This is a genomic window from Georgenia sp. X1117 (assembly GCF_057784635.1).
Window position 1 is genome coordinate 881,476 of sequence record NZ_CM173492.1, and the last position, 13,678, is coordinate 895,153.

Consider the following 13,678-nt stretch of genomic DNA (forward strand, 5'->3'; position numbering starts at 1 on the left):
AGCACTGCTCACGGCAGCGCTGCCCCGGGCGTCGTCAGCGCTTCGCCGACGTCGAACCTGTCAGCCTGGGTGCATGACCTCCGCCGTGACCCTCATCCGTTCCGCCCAGCTCTCCGACGCCGCCGAGTACGCCTACGCCGCCACCGCCACCGCCGGGGCGCGGATGATCTTCCTCGCCGGGTCCTGCCCGCTGCTGCCCGACGGGTCCACCGGCGCCGTCGGCGACGTGGCCGGCCAGGCCGCCCTGTGCGTGGCGAACATGCGCACCGCCCTCGAAGCGGCCGGCGCCGGCATCGAGGACGTCATCAGCACCCGGGTCCTCGTGGCGTCGGCGGACCAGGCCGACCTCGTGGCCGCCTGGGAGGTCGTGCGCGACGTCTTCGGCGAGCACGACGTGCCCTCCACGCTGCTCGGCGTGACGGTGCTGGGCTACGACGACCAGCTCGTCGAGGTAGAGGCGGTGGCCGCCGTCATCGAGGAGTGAAGCGGCAGGAAGCGCAGCAAGGGATGATCGCTTCGATGGACGACCATGACGAGCACCCCTGGCCGGCGAGCGCCGAGGCACTCATGCGCTCCCGCTTCGCCGCCTTCCGCGACGGCGACGCCGCCTGGCTGCTCGCCTCCTGGCACCCCACGACCCGACCCGCCGATCTCGACCTGAGCGACAACCCCGACTGGCGCGGCCTGCAGATCGTCGACACCGTGGGCGGCGGGTCGGACGACTCCGAGGGGGTCGTCGAGTTCCGGGCGACCTACCGGCTGCCCGGCGGTGGCGTCGGCGTGCAGCACGAACACTCGAGATTCCGCCGCGAGGCGGGGCGCTGGTACTACCTCGACGGCGAGGGCCGCCGCTGATCCCGCCCCCTGCGACGCCCCCACCCGTGAGGCAGGATCGACCCATGCGTACCGTCGAGCTGGGCCGGACCGGGCAGCACCGGTCGAACATCGTCGCGGGGATGATGCGGATCGTCGACCGCTCGGACGAGGAGATCCGCGAGCTGTACACGACCGCCCGGGAGGCCGGGGTCGACGTCTTCGACCACGCCGACCTCTACGGCGCCGGCGCGCCCGGGGGCCACCGCCACCTGTGCGAGGAGCGCTTCGCCGAGGCACTGAGCCTGAGCCCGGCCGAGCGCGACGAGGTCGTGCTGCAGACGAAGACCGGGATCGTGCCGGGCGAGCACCTGCACTACGACTCCTCCTACGAGCACATCGTGGCCACCGCGGAGGAGTCGCTGCGGGCGCTGCGCACCGACCGCATCGACGTCCTCCTCCTGCACCGCCCCGACGCGCTCGTCGAGCCCGAGGAGGTCGCCCGAGCCTTCGACGAGCTCGAGGCCGCCGGCAAGGTGCGCGCCTTCGGCGTCTCCAACCACACCCCGCGCCAGATCGACCTCCTGCGCACCGCGGTGCGCCAGCCGATCCTGGTCAACCAGGTCCAGCTCTCGCTCACCCACTCGACGATCGTCACGCAGGGCATGGCGTCGAACATGATGGGCGAGGCGGACGCGGTCACCCGCGACGGTGGCGGCGTGCTCGACCACGCGCGCCTCGAGGGGATCACCCTGCAGGCATGGTCCCCGTTCCAGAAGGGCTTCCTCGACGGGGTCTTCCTCGACGACCCGGGGTACCCGGAGCTCAACTCCGAGCTGGCGCGGCTGGCGGACGCCTACGGCGTCACCCCGACGGCGGTCGCCACCGCGTGGATCACGCGTCACCCTGCGGACATGCAGGTCGTGCTCGGCACGACGACGCCGTCGCGGGTTCTCGAGGCCGCCGCCGGCTCGGACCTCCGGCTCACGCGGCCCGAGTGGTACGGGCTGGTGCGCGCCGCCGGGCACGCGGTGCCGTAGCGGCCGGCGGCCCCTGCCGCGCACCTCGACCTATGCTGCGCCCCATGAGCGCGATGCTGCTGGTGTTCCGCACGCCCGACGGCGTCGTCGACCCTGGGCTCTTCGCCGAGACCGGTGATCCCGACGACTTCCCGCCGCTCGGCACGCCCGAGGCGGTGGCTGATCGGTTCAACCGGGCCCTGCTCGACCGCGGCGTGGACCCGTCCTGGCGGGACGAGGGGTCCGGCGTGATCCTCCCCGACGGGGTCGACAGCGTCAGCTTCACCGTCTTCGGCGGCCAGGTGCGCCTCGTCGTCGTCAACGGCCCGACCGGCGACCTGCTCGACATCCTCGCCGACCGGCGGCGCCAGGACGGCTGGCACGTCCTCGACGCGGGCACGGGCGAACCGGTCGAGGGCTGAGAGCCGGCCGGGCCGGTCACCCCTCCTGCTGGACCACCTCGAATCCGAGCACCTGGACGTCCATGCCGCGCCGCTGGTCGTCCTCGTGGCCGCCGGTCGGGCGGGCGGCCGACCATGCCTCGTAGTCCTCGCGGCGCTGCCAGCGGGTGACGACGAAGTACCGCTCCTCTCCCTCGACCGGACGCAGCAGCTCGAAGCCGAGGAATCCGGCCTGCTCGTCGACCGTCCGACGCCGCGCGGCGAAGCGCCGCTCGATCTCGGCCTCCGCCCCGGGCGGGAAGGTCAGTGCGGTGATGTTGACGAACGGCATGGGCTCCACCTCCGGCTCGGGCCTCCCCGCCGGGCCGACGGGGTGGGCAGGGCCAGGCTAGGCAGCGCCGCCGGACCGCGCCCGCGACCAAGGTCCCTCCCGGCGCACCCCACGGCCGCCAGCGCCCCTCGAGGATCCTCTCGATCGCCGCGACGCGCATGTCCACCATGCCGGCGAACGCGTCCTCGGGCGTCCGGGTCGGGGCCTCGACCGCCTGCCTGCTGAGCGGTGCGGGTACCTCCGGGTGGGCGTCCGTCCCGGCGACCCTACTCGCCCGCGTCGTCGCGGTCACCGGCCGTCGGGTCTCTGATCCACGCGCGCCGGCGGGTGGGTCACCGAACGCACCCTGGACCTCGCCCACGGCTATCCACCACAAAACGGCTGAACCCCCGACAACCGGGGGTTCAGCCGTTCACGATGTCCTGGGACATCGCACTGTGGAGCTAGGGGGATTCGAACCCCCGACCTCTTCCATGCCATGGAAGCGCGCTACCAACTGCGCCATAGCCCCGGGGCCCCGAAGGGCGAGGACGAGTCTATGTCACGCCCGCCGTCCCGATCCAATCCCGACGGCCTCTTCCGCACGTGATCCCGCGCACGCCGCCGGGGGGCGGCACAGGACCACCGCGGCCGACGGCGTGCCCGGCCTCAGCGCTCGGGCACCCCGGTGCGGTCGGCGTGGCTCATCCGCCCCGAGGCGCCGGTGACCTGCTGGTCGTCCTCGCGTCCGGCAGAGCCACCGGCCGGCTTCTCGAACGTGCTCACGTGCGGGCGCGGCACGAGGTCGACGCCGACGTTGTGCACGCCGAGCCGCCAGTCGGGCTCACGCCCGGGGTTCTGGGCGAGCACCGACCAGTGGCAGTTGCCCATGCCGCCGAACCCGTACCACTGGGCACCCAGGCCGAGGACCGCGCCGACGCCGAGGGTGATGATCGCGCCGTGGGCGACGAGGGCGACCACCTCGCCGTCCTCGGCCGCCGCACCGACCTCGGTGATGACCTCGGCCATGCGGGCGGCCGCGTCCTCGCGGGTCTCGACGCCGACGCCCACCGGGTCGCCGCCGCCGCGCCAGACCTCGTACTCGGCCGGGTGGCTGGCCTCGAGCTCCTCGCGGGTGTGCCCCTCCCAGTCGCCGAAGCCGCGCTCGCGCAGCCGCTGGTCGATCTCGACGTCGATCCCCGTGGCCTCCCCGAGGCACCGGGCGGTCTCGGCGGCGCGGGACAGGTCCGAGGCGACGATCCGGCTGAAGTCGACCTCGGCGAGCACCTCGGCGGCGCGGCGCGCCTGCTCGCGCCCCGTCTCGTTGAGCGGGATGTCGATCTGGCCCTGCATGCGGAAGGCCTTGTTGTAGTCGGTCTGCCCATGCCGCAGCAGCACGATCGCGCGAGCGGTCACGCGCCGGCCCCCGTCGCCGGGGCGTCGTCGACGACAACGCCCGCGAGGTCGAGGTCGACGACCGGGCAGTCGCGCCACAGCCGCTCGAGCGCGTAGAACTCGCGGTCCTCGGCGTGCTGGACGTGCACGATGACGTCGTTGTAGTCCACGAGCACCCAGCGGGACTCGGTCAGTCCCTCGGTGCGCACCGGCTTGGCGCCCTCGGCGGCCAGCGCCTCCTCGACGGCGTCGACGATCGAGCGCACCTGGCGCTCGTTCGAGCCGGAAGCGACGAGGAAGACATCGGTGAGGACGAGGCGTTCGGAGACGTCGAGCGCGATGATCTCCTCCGCCTTCTTCGCAGCGGCCGCGCGTGCGGCCACGTTCGCCAGGTGGCGGGATCGCTCGTCGGCGGCCACAGAACTCCTCGGTCAGGGAACAGGTGGCCCCGATCCTACGGGGCGGTACGGGTCGGCGGCGTCGGTCAGCGGCCGAACAGGTACAGGCCGATCGCGGCCCCGACGCCGAAGAAGATCGCCGCCAGCAGGATGACGATGGCGATCCCGCGCCACCAGCGCACCGGACGCACGGGGCGGTCCTTGCGCCGGACCTTGCCCTCGCGCGACGACGACGTACCTCGCGCAGCCGTGCGTGAGCTGGCCACCGCGTCCCCCTCGCTGTCCTCGTCGGTGCTGTCCGTGCCGGCGTCGTCGGTGCCCGTGCGGTCGGTGTCCGTGCTGCCGGCGTCCACCGCGTCGTCCGTGCCGGGGCCGTCCGTGCCGGGGCCGTCCGTGCCGGGGCCGTCCGCGCCGGCGTCCGCCGCGGCACCTGCCGCCGACCGAGCGGCCGTGGCCTGCGCCGCCTCGTCCGGTGCCGGCGGGGGTGGCGGTGCCGTCCTGCCGTCGTCGTCGATGGGCCGGAAGGGCCGCACGACGGTGGGCTCGGGACCGCGGTCGTCGGCCTCCTGCGGCGCCGGGGGCACCGGCCTGCCGTCGTCGTCGATGGGCTGGTAGGGCCGCACGGCCGTCGGCTCGGGCCCGAGCTCGTCGATCTCCCGCGGCGGTGGTGGTGCGGGCGCGCCGTCGGGGGTGGTCCGCCCCTCCGCAACATCGTCACCGCCCGCGGCCTCGTCGTCGCGCGCGCTCCGCTCGGCGGCAGCCGTGCGTCGGGCCTCCTCGGCGATCGCGGCGGCCTCGCGGTTGGCCCGCTCGCGCAGTGCCCGCCGGGTCAGCGGCCGCGCCTCGCCCTCGGCCGGCCCGACGCCGTCGGCCTGTCCGGTGCCTGCGTTCTCCTCGCTCATGACGCCACCGTCGAGGGGTCGAGGTAGAGCTGGTGCTTGGCGATGTACTGCACCACGCCGTCGGGCACGAGGTACCAGACGGGCTTGCCGGACTGCACGCGCCTGCGGCAGTCGGTGGAGCTGATGGCCATGGCGGGCACCTCCTGGAGCTTGACGCGCCCCTCGGGCAGTCCCTCGGCCACGAGGTCGTGGCCGGGCCGGGTGACGCCGACGAACGTGGCGAGGTCCCACATCTCGTCGGCGTCCTTCCAGGCCAGGATCTGCGACAGGGCGTCCGCGCCGGTGATGAAGTAGAGCTCGGCGTCGGGCATCTGCGCGTGGATGTCGCGCAGCGTGTCGATCGTGTAGGTGTCGCCCTCCCGGTCGATGTCCACCCGGGAGACGGTGAACCGGGGGTTCGACGCCGTGGCGATGGAGGTCATGAGGTAGCGGTGCTCGGCCTCGGTGACCTTCCGATCCTTCTTGAACGGCTGCACACCGGTGGGCACGAACAGCACCTCGTCCAGGCCCAGCAGGTGCTGGACCTCCGACGCGGCGACGAGGTGGCCGTGGTGGATGGGATCGAACGTGCCGCCCATGAGGCCGACGCGGCGCCGTCGCCCCCGGTGCGAGCGGGCGTTCACGTCAGTGGCGCGTCCTGATCGACCGGAACGCCCAGGTCATGAGCAGGAGCATGAGCAGGATCGCCAGCACGATCCCGCCGCCGACGTAGGCGTTGAGGTTCGTGAGCATCGGCTCCGCCGTGGTGGGACCGGACATGTGCACCAGCGAGCTGGCCATCGCATCTCCCTTTCGTCGTCAGGTTCGAGGGTCAGTCTCGCACGCCACCGGCGTCCTCAGGTCTCACCACGGCCGATCTGCCCGGTCTCGCCGCGCACCCGGCGCAGCTCGGCCTCGATCTCGGCCTCGCGGCCCAGCCGTTCGAACTCCGCGCGCGCCTGGTGGGAACCGGCGTCGGTCAGGGCGATCTCCTCCCAGGCCTCCCGGCGGGAGGTGAGCTCGGCGACCTCCCGCTCGGCGGCCCGGATGGAGACCTCGGCCGATCCGGGCACGTCGGCGCGCATGGCCTCGGTGATCCGGGCCGAGGCGCGGGCCACCTCCCGGTCCGCGGCCAGGGCCCGACGCCGGGACTCGGTCTCCCGCAGGTGCTCCTCGAGCCGGGCGAGGTCGGCGCGCAGGGCCTGCTCCTTGTGCACGAGCGCGGCGACCTGGTCGGCCAGGCGGTCCCGGACACCGCCGGCCTCCAGGGCTCGGCCGAGCGCGGCGCGCGCCGCCTCGTCGTCCCCGTTCCCGACTGCGACCCGGGCCGCCCGCTCGTGGCCGGCGACCTGGTCCTCGGCGCGCTCGTGCAGGAGCTCGGTGCGACGGCGCTGCACGGCCAGCTCCCCGACGGCGCGGGCGGCGTCGTCGACGGCGAGGCGCTGCCCGCGCACGGCCTCGGCGATGCCCGCCGCCGGGTCGACCGGTTCCTCCTCGCCGCGGCGCCGGCGCCGACGCCGGTCCCCGCCCTCGGCGCGGCCGATGCCGAACAGCCGGCGGCCCACGCCCATCAGTCCTCCTGCGCGCGCCGGGAGCGCCGGACCCGGTCCTGCCCCCCGCCCGAGCGGTCCGTCTCCCCGTCGCCGAGCGCGGTCAGGGCCTGGGCCTCGAGCAGGAGGTCGTCGGCCGCGCGCTGTAGGGCCGGCGTCGAGGCCGACGAGCGCGAGCGCAGCAGCGACCGGCGCAGGTCGCCGGAGAGTCGCTCGTGGGTACGGATGTCAGGCAGCAGGTCGGTGAGCAGGCGGTGCCGCATGGCCGCGTCGGGCTCGCTCTCGACGACGCGCAGGTCGTCGTCGATCTCCCGGTAGGCGCGCTCGAGATCGTCGGCGACCTGCGGCAGGTCACCGACGGGCCGGCGGGCCTCCTTGGCCGCGGCCAGCGCGCTGGCGGTGGCGTCGGTCGAGCGGCGCATGGCCAGGCGGTGCTTGGCGACCTCGCGCACCGTGGGGTCCGAGGACAGGGCGCGCACGTTGAGCTCACCCTGCTCGATACGGCGGCGCAGGCCCTTGCTCCGGCTCAGCCGGCGCACGCCGTACCAGATCCCGCCCACCCCGAGCGCGGTGGTGGCCGCGCCGATGCCGGCGATCCACAGCAGGACCTCGACGACCTCGGGCATGTGGCCTCCAGCGCGGGTGGGTGGGCGATCGGCGGTCCGTCCAGGATACGGGGCTCGGCACGGGCGGCGCCCGCACATTCGCTGTGGGAGGAGCGCGGGCTACTCCCGGATCTGCCCCTGCCCCTCGACGATCCACGTGGTCGTCGTCAGCTCGCCGAGCCCCATGGGGCCGCGGGCGTGCAGCTTCTGGGTGGAGATCCCGATCTCGGCGCCGAGCCCGAACTGGCCGCCGTCGGTGAACCGCGAGGAGGCGTTGACGATGAGGGCGGCGGCGTCGAGCTCCGTGGTGAACCGGTGCACGGAGGTGGTGTCGCGGGTGAGGATGACCTCGGTGTGGCCCGAGGACCAGCGCCGGATGTGGTCCAGCGCCTCGTCGAGGGAGTCGACGACCCGCACCGCGAGGTCGGCGGAGAGGTACTCGGTGCCCCAGTCCTCCTCGGTGGCGGCCACGTGGGTCACGGGGCTGCCCTCGGCCAGGGCCTCGGCGCTTGAGTCCCCGTGCACGGTGACGTCCTTGCCGGCCAGCGCGGCGTAGAGCGCCGGCAGCAGCTCGTCGGCGACGTCGCGGTGGACGAGGAGGGACTCGGCGGCGTTGCACACGCCCACGCGCTGGGTCTTGGAGTTGAGGATGATCGGCACGGCCTGCGCGAGGTCCGCGCTCGCGTCGACGTAGAGGTGGACGTTGCCCACGCCGGTCTCGATGACGGGCACCGAGGCCTCGGCGACGACGGTCTGGATGAGCCCCGCTCCCCCGCGCGGGACGAGGACGTCGACCAGGCCGCGGGCCCGCATGAGCTCGACGGCGCCCGCGCGGCCGTGGGCGTCGACCGAGCGGACGGCCTCGGGCGGCAGCCCGACGCCGGCCAGCGCCTCGCCGAGGATCTCGACGATCACCTCGTTCGAGCTGGCGGCGGCCGAGCCGCCCCGCAGGACGACGGCGTTGCCCGACTTCAGCGCGAGTCCCGCGGCGTCGACCGTGACGTTGGGGCGCGCCTCGTAGATCATGCCGACCACGCCCATCGGGACCCGCACCTGGCGCAGGCGCAGCCCGTTGGGCAGGGTCGAGCCGCGCACGACCTCGCCGACGGGGTCGGGCAGGGCGGCGAGCTCGCGCAGCGCGTCGGCGATCGCGGCGACGCGGGGGGCGTCCAGGGCGAGGCGGTCGAGCAGGCCCGGGCTCATGCCGCCGTCGCGGCCCCGCGCGAGGTCCTCGGCGTTGGCGGCGACGATGCGCGGCGTGCCGGCCACGAGGGCGTCGGCCATCGCGTGCAGGGCGGCGTCCTTCGTGGCGCGGGTGGCGGTGGCGAGCGCGCGGCCGGCCGTGCGTGCCTCGGCGCAGATCGCTCGGACGGCCGCGCGGACGTCGGCGGTCTCGGTGGCTGCAGTCATGCGGCAAAACTACCTTCGCGGCGGCGGGAATGGGCGCGGTGTCTTCCGGGTTGGACCCGATGGAAGACGCGTGTCCCCCACGGGCGGCACGCCCACGGACGAAGGGAGCGCCACATGGCGACCACGCAGATCACGCAGGACGACTTCCAGGGCACGATCTCCGGCGAGGGCATCACGCTCGTCGACTTCTGGGCCGACTGGTGCGGCCCCTGCCGCCAGTTCGCGCCCGTCTACGAGAAGGTCTCCGAGGCCAACCCGGACGTCACCTTCGCCAAGGTCGACACCGACGCGAACCAGGAGCTGGCCGCCCAGCTGCAGATCACCTCGATCCCCACGCTCATGGCCTTCCGCGACGGCGTGCTGGTCTACAACAAGCCCGGCGCGGTCCCGGCGAAGAACCTCGAGCAGATCCTCACGGCCGTCCGCGAGCTCGACATGGACGAGATCCGCAAGCAGATCGCCGAGCACGAGGCCGGCCACGGGGACGCCGAGCAGGCCTGACCTCCGCGAGCACCCCGCGTCGGCAGGCGCGCGGAAGGGGCCCGGGACCGGCGTGCTGCCGGTCCCGGGTCCCTTCTCTGTCTGTCTCCGGCCCCTCTCACACCGAGGTGGACCATGCCCGTCCGAGGAGGACCTTCTCGAGGCCCATCTGGGCCGAGAAGGGTCCACCTCAGCGCGTTCTCGCACCGAGGTGGACCATGCCCGCCCGAGGTCGACCTTCTCGAGGTCCTTCCGGACCGAGAAGGGTCCACCTCGGCGCGGGCCGGTCAGACCAGGTTGTCGAGGATGGCGGTGAGATCGGCCGGGATCGAGATCGGCACGAGCACCAGGCCGTCGGCGAGGGCGGAGAAGCCCTGGGCCTCCTCGCGCACGTCCTCCACCGAGCCGATGACCGCGGCCGCGCCCTGCCAGGGCAGCGTGCGCCGCTCGACGGAGGCGATGTCCGCGACGAGCTCGGCGCGGGCCAGGGCCCGCTCGCGGGTCTCGGCGATGGCCACGTGCAGCTCGACGAGCACCCGCACGGTGGTGCCGGCCTCCTCGGCGCCGCGGCGCACCGCGGCCACGAACTCGCTCACGCGGGCGTGGTGGATGGCCCGCACGACCGCCGTGCCGCCGGCGCGACCGGCGGCCAGCCCCTCCTCGACGCTGTCGACGTAGGAGGCGGTGCGCAGCCGCGAGCCGACGGCGGTCGGTGCCGCGCCTGCGGTCCGCGCGCGGCTGTCGGCGACGCGGCGCGCACCGGCGGCGGTGAGCCCGGCGGTCGCGGCAGCCTGCTCACGCGCGGGTGCCCCGGGCAGGAGGACGTCGACGCCGGCGTCGGTCAGGCGCTCGCCGGTGCGGCGGGCGTCGGCGCCGGGCTCGGTGCGCCACGGGGCGTCCGAGCGCAGGTGGAAGGTCGGGGAGAGCGCGACCTCGGTGACGCCGGCGGCGCGGGCCGCGTGGGCCTGACGGGCCAGCCGGGGCAGGTCGGCGGCGTCGACGGGCAGGTCGTCCTCAGGGTCGGAGACGGCCGCGCCGAGGCCGGAGAGGTCGAGGGCGAGGGCGCCACCGACGGCGGCCGAACCCTCGGTGGCCGGGGTGGTGCGGGGCTCGCTGGTCCGGGCGGCGTCGGTGCGGGTCGTACGCGCGGCGTCGACGTCGGCGGTGGGAACGGGGGTACGGGTCAGGCTGATGCTCATGGCTGGGGTCCTCACAGGGTCCCGCCGTCGGGTGAGCCGACGGCTGTGCGTGCGCCGGAGGGCATGCGGCCACGACGTGCCACTCGTCGCGGGGGTCGCCGCCCGTCCGGTCTGACGCGGCGCGGGAGCGCAGGCGTCGCTGGGTTCTCCGGGCTGTCAGGCCGACATTCGCCGACAGCCCGGGCGCATGCACATCATCATCGCCGGGAGGAGGGCAGAGCTGGATCGGTGGGTGCTCACCTGCTGCATCATGTCCGGATCCTTCGTGCAAGGGCGCCTCGTGCGCCGGGCTTTGCCCCACTGACGTGGGGCCAGGTCATCACCCGGAGCACCCCCGCCACACGAGGAGGGTTGCCGACCAGCGAGCCGGGGCTTCGCACTGGTTCTCAAGACCTGTGGCGACACTAGGCAGCCGCGCCGCCCCGCGTCAACGCACCCACCCGGTCGTCTCACCTGTCGGTCAGCGCGGGCGGGCTCGGCCCCCGACGTCGCGCATGACCGCCAGGTCGTCGCGGTGCACGGCCGGGCGCTGGTTCGCCCGACGCCGGGCCGGTGCGGCCACCAGCTCGGTCAGCTCGCGCGAGTCGTAGCCGCTGACGCCGCGGGCGACGAGCCCGTCCGGCCCGACCATCTCGATGACGTCGCCGGCCTCGAAGTCGCCGACCACGTCGGTGATGCCGGGCAGCAGGAGGGACCGCTGCCGCTCCCCCACCGCGAGGGCGGCCCCGGCGTCGAGGACGACCGAGCCGCGCGGCCGGGCGGCGTGCGCGAGCCACAGCCGCCGGGCGGACATGCGGCGAGCCCGGGCGGCGAACCAGGTGCCCACGGGCCGGCCGGCCAGGGCGTCACCGGCGTGGTCGGCGTCGGTGAGGACCACCGGGATGCCGGAGCCGGTGGCGATGGCGGCCGCCTCGAGCTTGGTGACCATGCCACCCGTCCCGACGGCGGACCCGCGACCGGTGACCGTGATGCCCTCGAGGTCCTCCGGGCCGCGGACGAGGGGGATCCTGCTGCTCCCGGGGTCGCGGGGGTGGCCGTCGTAGAGACCGTCGACGTCGGTGAGCAGCACGAGCGCGTCGGCCCGGACGAGGTTGGCCACGAGGGCGGCGAGGCGGTCGTTGTCGCCGAAGCGGATCTCGTCGGTGGCGACGGCGTCGTTCTCGTTGACGATGGGCGTCACCCCGAGGGTGAGGAGCCGGTCGAGCGCACGGGCGGCGTTGACGTGGCTCTGGCGGCGCACGAGGTCGTCGGCGGTGAGCAGGACCTGCCCGACGCGCCGGCCGTGCCGCGCGAACGCCTCGGTGTAGCGGGCGAGGATCATCCCCTGCCCTACCGAGGCCGCGGCCTGCTGCGTGGCCAGGTCCTTCGGGCGGGCGGAGAGCCCGAGCGGGGCGATCCCCGCCGCGATCGCGCCGGAGGAGACGAGCACGACCTGCCGGCCGGCGGCCGCCCGGGTGGCGAGCAGCGTCGAGAGCTGGCCGATCCGCTCGAGGTCGAGAGTGCCGTCGGGCCGGGTCAGCGAGGAGGAACCGATCTTCACGACGACGCAGCTCGCGCGCGCGAGCATCGCGCGGTTGGCCAGGGGCCGGTGGACGGTCGGGAAGCTCACGGGGACATTGTGCGCGTCCGCGGGGCCGGCTCGGGTCATTGACCGCCGGCGGACGCCCGGCGGTGCGCCATCGCGATCTCGACCCAACCGGCGAGCTGGTCGTCGTCGGCGATCGTGTCCCCGTCGACCTCGATCCAGCCCGGGCCCATCGAGCGTCCCGCACCCATCTCGGCCTGCGTCGCGCCGGGGCGCCGGAGCAGCTCGTCGTGGTCCTCGGCGGGCACGCGCACGAGCAGCCCGCCGTCCTTGCGGGCCGCGGCGATCATCTTCTCGTCCACCATGACCGACCGACCGCCGAACATCGAGACCTCGCGGACGGTCTCGCCGACGAGGAGCGCGCGGACCCGCTCGACGAGGGCGGACTGCGCGGGAGTCACTGCGGCGGGCCGTAGGAGAGGCGGTCGAAGATGAGGACGCTGTCCCGGATGAGCCCGTCGCGGACGGTGAACAGCTCGGCGGCCGGCGTCGTCGAGGTCGTGGCCGTCTGCGGGTAGTAGAACAGGGCGACCCGCTCGCCGTCCGCGAGCTCGGCGATGTCCCCGATGCCGGTGAGCATCGGCGCGAACCCCCCGATGAACTCGGCGTAGGCGTCCTTGCCGTCGAGGTCCACCCCCGGGGCGCGGCAGGTGATGTCGTCGGCGACCAGCTCCATCGCCCCCTCGATGTCACCGGTGGTCCATGCGCGGTGGTAGGCCGTCACCGTCTCCTGCGCCGTGCTGCGTGCCATCTGCTGCTCCCTGCTCGCGTGCGGATCGTGTCGATATCGGTCGGGTCGGGCGTCGGTTCAGGCGTCGCCGGGCAGGTCGGGCGCCGGGAGCCACGCGGAGGGGCCGGGGTCCTCGCCGGTGCCGGCGCGGGCGAGCCGCGGCAGGAAATGCCCCCACCCGTCCGCGTGGCCGGGGACCTCGGTCTCGGGTAGCCCGTGGTGGCACAGGTCGACGCGCGTCCCGGTCGCGGTCGGCGTGAGGCGGACCTCGACGGTCGAGGCCCCGGGCGGCAGGTCGTCGTTGCCGGCGAAGCCCCAGGTGAGGACCACGCGCGCGGGGCGCTCGACGACGAGGTACTCCCCGCGCACGGGGTACCCGGCGACGTCGGCCGCGAACCGCCCGCCGGGCACGGCGTCGACGTCGGCGTTGCGCCCCAGCCAGGCCGTCAGCCCGTCGGCGGTCACCAGGTGGTCGAACACCGCCTCGGGGGCGGCCTCGATCTCGACGGAACCGGTGAACTCAGCCATGATCGGCCCGCTCCCCCGACTCGACGGCGTCCTTGAGCGCGGCCAGCCTCGCCGGCCAGAAGTCGTCGAGGTAGGCGCGCACGGCGGCGAGCCCGTCGGTCCGCACGGCGTACAGGTGGCGGGTGCCGTCCCGCGTCGCGGTGGCGAGGCCCGCCTCGCGCAGGACCCCCAGGTGGTGCGAGGTCGTCTGCTGGGAGAGCCCGAGCTCCTCGGCGACGGCGCCCACCGGCGTCGGGGCGGTGCGGATGGTGCGCAGGATCGCCCGCCTGTTGCGGTCGGCGAGCGCCCTCAGCGCCAGGTCGAGGTCGGCATCCTGCATGCCGTCGAATCTAATACAAGTCAGCGATTGTACACAAGGCCATGGGTGAATCCTC

Annotated in this window: 20 protein-coding genes, 1 tRNA gene and 1 riboswitch; of the genes, 5 read left to right on the forward strand and 16 right to left on the reverse strand. The window is 74.4% G+C overall.

Annotated elements, in window-relative coordinates; translation table 11 throughout:
• The first annotated feature begins 73 nt into the window (after positions 1–73).
• The 4 genes from AC3D3D_RS04000 to AC3D3D_RS04015 are packed head-to-tail and all read left to right on the forward strand — an operon-like array spanning position 74 to position 2,254.
• Positions 74–484 carry a RidA family protein gene (locus AC3D3D_RS04000; protein WP_463660824.1) on the forward strand — a complete coding sequence of 137 codons (411 nt, stop codon included), beginning with the start codon at positions 74–76 and terminating at the stop codon, positions 482–484.
• 35 nt (positions 485–519) lie between these two features.
• Positions 520–855, forward strand: a complete 336-nt coding sequence (locus tag AC3D3D_RS04005) for a YchJ family protein (RefSeq protein WP_463660823.1) — start codon at positions 520–522, stop codon at positions 853–855.
• Between the two features lie 44 nt (positions 856–899).
• The gene (locus tag AC3D3D_RS04010; RefSeq protein WP_463660822.1) at positions 900–1,853 is read left to right on the forward strand and encodes an aldo/keto reductase; all 954 of its coding nucleotides are present in this window, start codon (positions 900–902) and stop codon (positions 1,851–1,853) included.
• Positions 1,854–1,897: 44 nt separating this feature from the next.
• Positions 1,898–2,254, forward strand: a complete 357-nt coding sequence (locus tag AC3D3D_RS04015) for a hypothetical protein (RefSeq protein ID WP_463660821.1) — start codon at positions 1,898–1,900, stop codon at positions 2,252–2,254.
• 16 nt (positions 2,255–2,270) lie between these two features.
• On the opposite strand, the gene AC3D3D_RS04020 is transcribed toward AC3D3D_RS04015, so the two are convergent.
• The 10 genes from AC3D3D_RS04020 to AC3D3D_RS04065 all read right to left on the reverse strand — a co-directional run bounded on the left by AC3D3D_RS04020 (position 2,271) and on the right by AC3D3D_RS04065 (position 8,782).
• The gene (locus AC3D3D_RS04020; protein ID WP_463660820.1) at positions 2,271–2,564 is read right to left on the reverse strand and encodes an antibiotic biosynthesis monooxygenase family protein; all 294 of its coding nucleotides are present in this window, start codon (positions 2,562–2,564) and stop codon (positions 2,271–2,273) included.
• Positions 2,565–3,002: 438 nt separating this feature from the next.
• Positions 3,003–3,075 (reverse strand) — tRNA-Ala (locus tag AC3D3D_RS04025).
• A 137-nt stretch (positions 3,076–3,212) separates the two neighbouring features.
• The gene (locus tag AC3D3D_RS04030; protein ID WP_463660819.1) at positions 3,213–3,959 is read right to left on the reverse strand and encodes a histidine phosphatase family protein; all 747 of its coding nucleotides are present in this window, start codon (positions 3,957–3,959) and stop codon (positions 3,213–3,215) included.
• Positions 3,956–4,357 (reverse strand): ribosome silencing factor, encoded by a 402-nt coding sequence (gene rsfS / locus AC3D3D_RS04035; RefSeq protein ID WP_463660818.1) that lies wholly within the window; start codon positions 4,355–4,357, stop codon positions 3,956–3,958. The genes AC3D3D_RS04030 and rsfS overlap by 4 nt, the downstream gene beginning before the upstream one ends.
• 65 nt (positions 4,358–4,422) lie before the next feature.
• Entirely contained in the window at positions 4,423–5,238 is an 816-nt protein-coding gene (locus tag AC3D3D_RS04040) for a hypothetical protein (RefSeq protein ID WP_463660817.1), read from the reverse strand.
• On the reverse strand, positions 5,235–5,816 hold the full coding sequence (nadD, locus tag AC3D3D_RS04045; RefSeq protein ID WP_488512422.1) for a nicotinate-nucleotide adenylyltransferase: 582 nt from the start codon (positions 5,814–5,816) through the stop codon (positions 5,235–5,237). Before nadD ends, AC3D3D_RS04040 begins: the two co-directional genes overlap by 4 nt.
• A 46-nt stretch (positions 5,817–5,862) precedes the next feature.
• Positions 5,863–6,018 carry a hypothetical protein gene (locus tag AC3D3D_RS04050; RefSeq protein WP_463660815.1) on the reverse strand — a complete coding sequence of 52 codons (156 nt, stop codon included), beginning with the start codon at positions 6,016–6,018 and terminating at the stop codon, positions 5,863–5,865.
• Positions 6,019–6,074: 56 nt separating this feature from the next.
• Positions 6,075–6,788: a PspA/IM30 family protein gene (locus tag AC3D3D_RS04055; protein ID WP_463660814.1), complete on the reverse strand. Its 714-nt coding sequence runs from the start codon at positions 6,786–6,788 to the stop codon at positions 6,075–6,077.
• Positions 6,788–7,393, reverse strand: a complete 606-nt coding sequence (locus tag AC3D3D_RS04060) for a hypothetical protein (RefSeq protein WP_463660813.1) — start codon at positions 7,391–7,393, stop codon at positions 6,788–6,790. Before AC3D3D_RS04060 ends, AC3D3D_RS04055 begins: the two co-directional genes overlap by 1 nt.
• A 99-nt stretch (positions 7,394–7,492) precedes the next feature.
• On the reverse strand, positions 7,493–8,782 hold the full coding sequence (locus tag AC3D3D_RS04065; RefSeq protein ID WP_463660812.1) for a glutamate-5-semialdehyde dehydrogenase: 1,290 nt from the start codon (positions 8,780–8,782) through the stop codon (positions 7,493–7,495).
• 114 nt (positions 8,783–8,896) lie between these two features.
• Here AC3D3D_RS04065 and trxA point away from each other — a divergent pair, with 114 nt between their 5' ends.
• The gene (trxA, locus tag AC3D3D_RS04070; RefSeq protein ID WP_463660811.1) at positions 8,897–9,283 is read left to right on the forward strand and encodes a thioredoxin; all 387 of its coding nucleotides are present in this window, start codon (positions 8,897–8,899) and stop codon (positions 9,281–9,283) included.
• Positions 9,284–9,549: 266 nt separating this feature from the next.
• On the opposite strand, the gene AC3D3D_RS04075 is transcribed toward trxA, so the two are convergent.
• The 6 genes from AC3D3D_RS04075 to AC3D3D_RS04100 form a co-directional block, all read right to left on the reverse strand.
• Positions 9,550–10,461 (reverse strand): hypothetical protein, encoded by a 912-nt coding sequence (locus AC3D3D_RS04075; RefSeq protein WP_463660810.1) that lies wholly within the window; start codon positions 10,459–10,461, stop codon positions 9,550–9,552.
• Positions 10,462–10,743: 282 nt separating this feature from the next.
• Positions 10,744–10,855, reverse strand: a riboswitch (SAM riboswitch).
• A 66-nt stretch (positions 10,856–10,921) separates the two neighbouring features.
• Positions 10,922–12,028 (reverse strand): glutamate 5-kinase, encoded by a 1,107-nt coding sequence (proB, locus tag AC3D3D_RS04080; RefSeq protein WP_463661058.1) that lies wholly within the window; start codon positions 12,026–12,028, stop codon positions 10,922–10,924.
• Between the two features lie 77 nt (positions 12,029–12,105).
• Positions 12,106–12,447, reverse strand: coding sequence for a TfoX/Sxy family protein (locus tag AC3D3D_RS04085; RefSeq protein ID WP_463660809.1), 342 nt, complete (start codon positions 12,445–12,447; stop codon positions 12,106–12,108).
• Positions 12,444–12,797, reverse strand: coding sequence for a nuclear transport factor 2 family protein (locus AC3D3D_RS04090; protein WP_463660808.1), 354 nt, complete (start codon positions 12,795–12,797; stop codon positions 12,444–12,446). Before AC3D3D_RS04090 ends, AC3D3D_RS04085 begins: the two co-directional genes overlap by 4 nt.
• Positions 12,798–12,854: 57 nt before the next feature.
• Positions 12,855–13,304 (reverse strand): SRPBCC family protein, encoded by a 450-nt coding sequence (locus tag AC3D3D_RS04095; RefSeq protein ID WP_463660807.1) that lies wholly within the window; start codon positions 13,302–13,304, stop codon positions 12,855–12,857.
• A complete protein-coding gene (locus tag AC3D3D_RS04100; protein WP_463660806.1) occupies positions 13,297–13,623 on the reverse strand; it encodes an ArsR/SmtB family transcription factor in 327 nt (108 codons plus the stop codon). The genes AC3D3D_RS04095 and AC3D3D_RS04100 overlap by 8 nt, the downstream gene beginning before the upstream one ends.
• Between the last annotated feature and the right edge of the window lie 55 nt (positions 13,624–13,678).

Excerpts from the sequence above, each read along its gene's own strand:
- AC3D3D_RS04055 (WP_463660814.1), bottom strand. The coding sequence starts at position 6,788 with ATGGGCGTGGGCCGCCGGCTGTTCGGCATCGGCCGCGCCGAGGGCGGG.
- trxA (WP_463660811.1), top strand. The coding sequence starts at position 8,897 with ATGGCGACCACGCAGATCACGCAGGACGACTTCCAGGGCACGATCTCC.
- AC3D3D_RS04005 (WP_463660823.1), top strand. The coding sequence starts at position 520 with ATGGACGACCATGACGAGCACCCCTGGCCGGCGAGCGCCGAGGCACTC.
- AC3D3D_RS04040 (WP_463660817.1), bottom strand. The coding sequence starts at position 5,238 with ATGAGCGAGGAGAACGCAGGCACCGGACAGGCCGACGGCGTCGGGCCG.
- AC3D3D_RS04010 (WP_463660822.1), top strand. The coding sequence starts at position 900 with ATGCGTACCGTCGAGCTGGGCCGGACCGGGCAGCACCGGTCGAACATC.
- AC3D3D_RS04075 (WP_463660810.1), bottom strand. The coding sequence starts at position 10,461 with ATGAGCATCAGCCTGACCCGTACCCCCGTTCCCACCGCCGACGTCGAC.
- proB (WP_463661058.1), bottom strand. The coding sequence starts at position 12,028 with ATGCTCGCGCGCGCGAGCTGCGTCGTCGTGAAGATCGGTTCCTCCTCG.
- AC3D3D_RS04050 (WP_463660815.1), bottom strand. The coding sequence starts at position 6,018 with ATGGCCAGCTCGCTGGTGCACATGTCCGGTCCCACCACGGCGGAGCCG.
- AC3D3D_RS04000 (WP_463660824.1), top strand. The coding sequence starts at position 74 with ATGACCTCCGCCGTGACCCTCATCCGTTCCGCCCAGCTCTCCGACGCC.
- nadD (WP_488512422.1), bottom strand. The coding sequence starts at position 5,816 with ATGGGCGGCACGTTCGATCCCATCCACCACGGCCACCTCGTCGCCGCG.
- AC3D3D_RS04065 (WP_463660812.1), bottom strand. The coding sequence starts at position 8,782 with ATGACTGCAGCCACCGAGACCGCCGACGTCCGCGCGGCCGTCCGAGCG.
- AC3D3D_RS04095 (WP_463660807.1), bottom strand. The coding sequence starts at position 13,304 with ATGGCTGAGTTCACCGGTTCCGTCGAGATCGAGGCCGCCCCCGAGGCG.
- AC3D3D_RS04090 (WP_463660808.1), bottom strand. The coding sequence starts at position 12,797 with ATGGCACGCAGCACGGCGCAGGAGACGGTGACGGCCTACCACCGCGCA.
- AC3D3D_RS04015 (WP_463660821.1), top strand. The coding sequence starts at position 1,898 with ATGAGCGCGATGCTGCTGGTGTTCCGCACGCCCGACGGCGTCGTCGAC.
- AC3D3D_RS04100 (WP_463660806.1), bottom strand. The coding sequence starts at position 13,623 with ATGCAGGATGCCGACCTCGACCTGGCGCTGAGGGCGCTCGCCGACCGC.
- AC3D3D_RS04020 (WP_463660820.1), bottom strand. The coding sequence starts at position 2,564 with ATGCCGTTCGTCAACATCACCGCACTGACCTTCCCGCCCGGGGCGGAG.
- AC3D3D_RS04060 (WP_463660813.1), bottom strand. The coding sequence starts at position 7,393 with ATGCCCGAGGTCGTCGAGGTCCTGCTGTGGATCGCCGGCATCGGCGCG.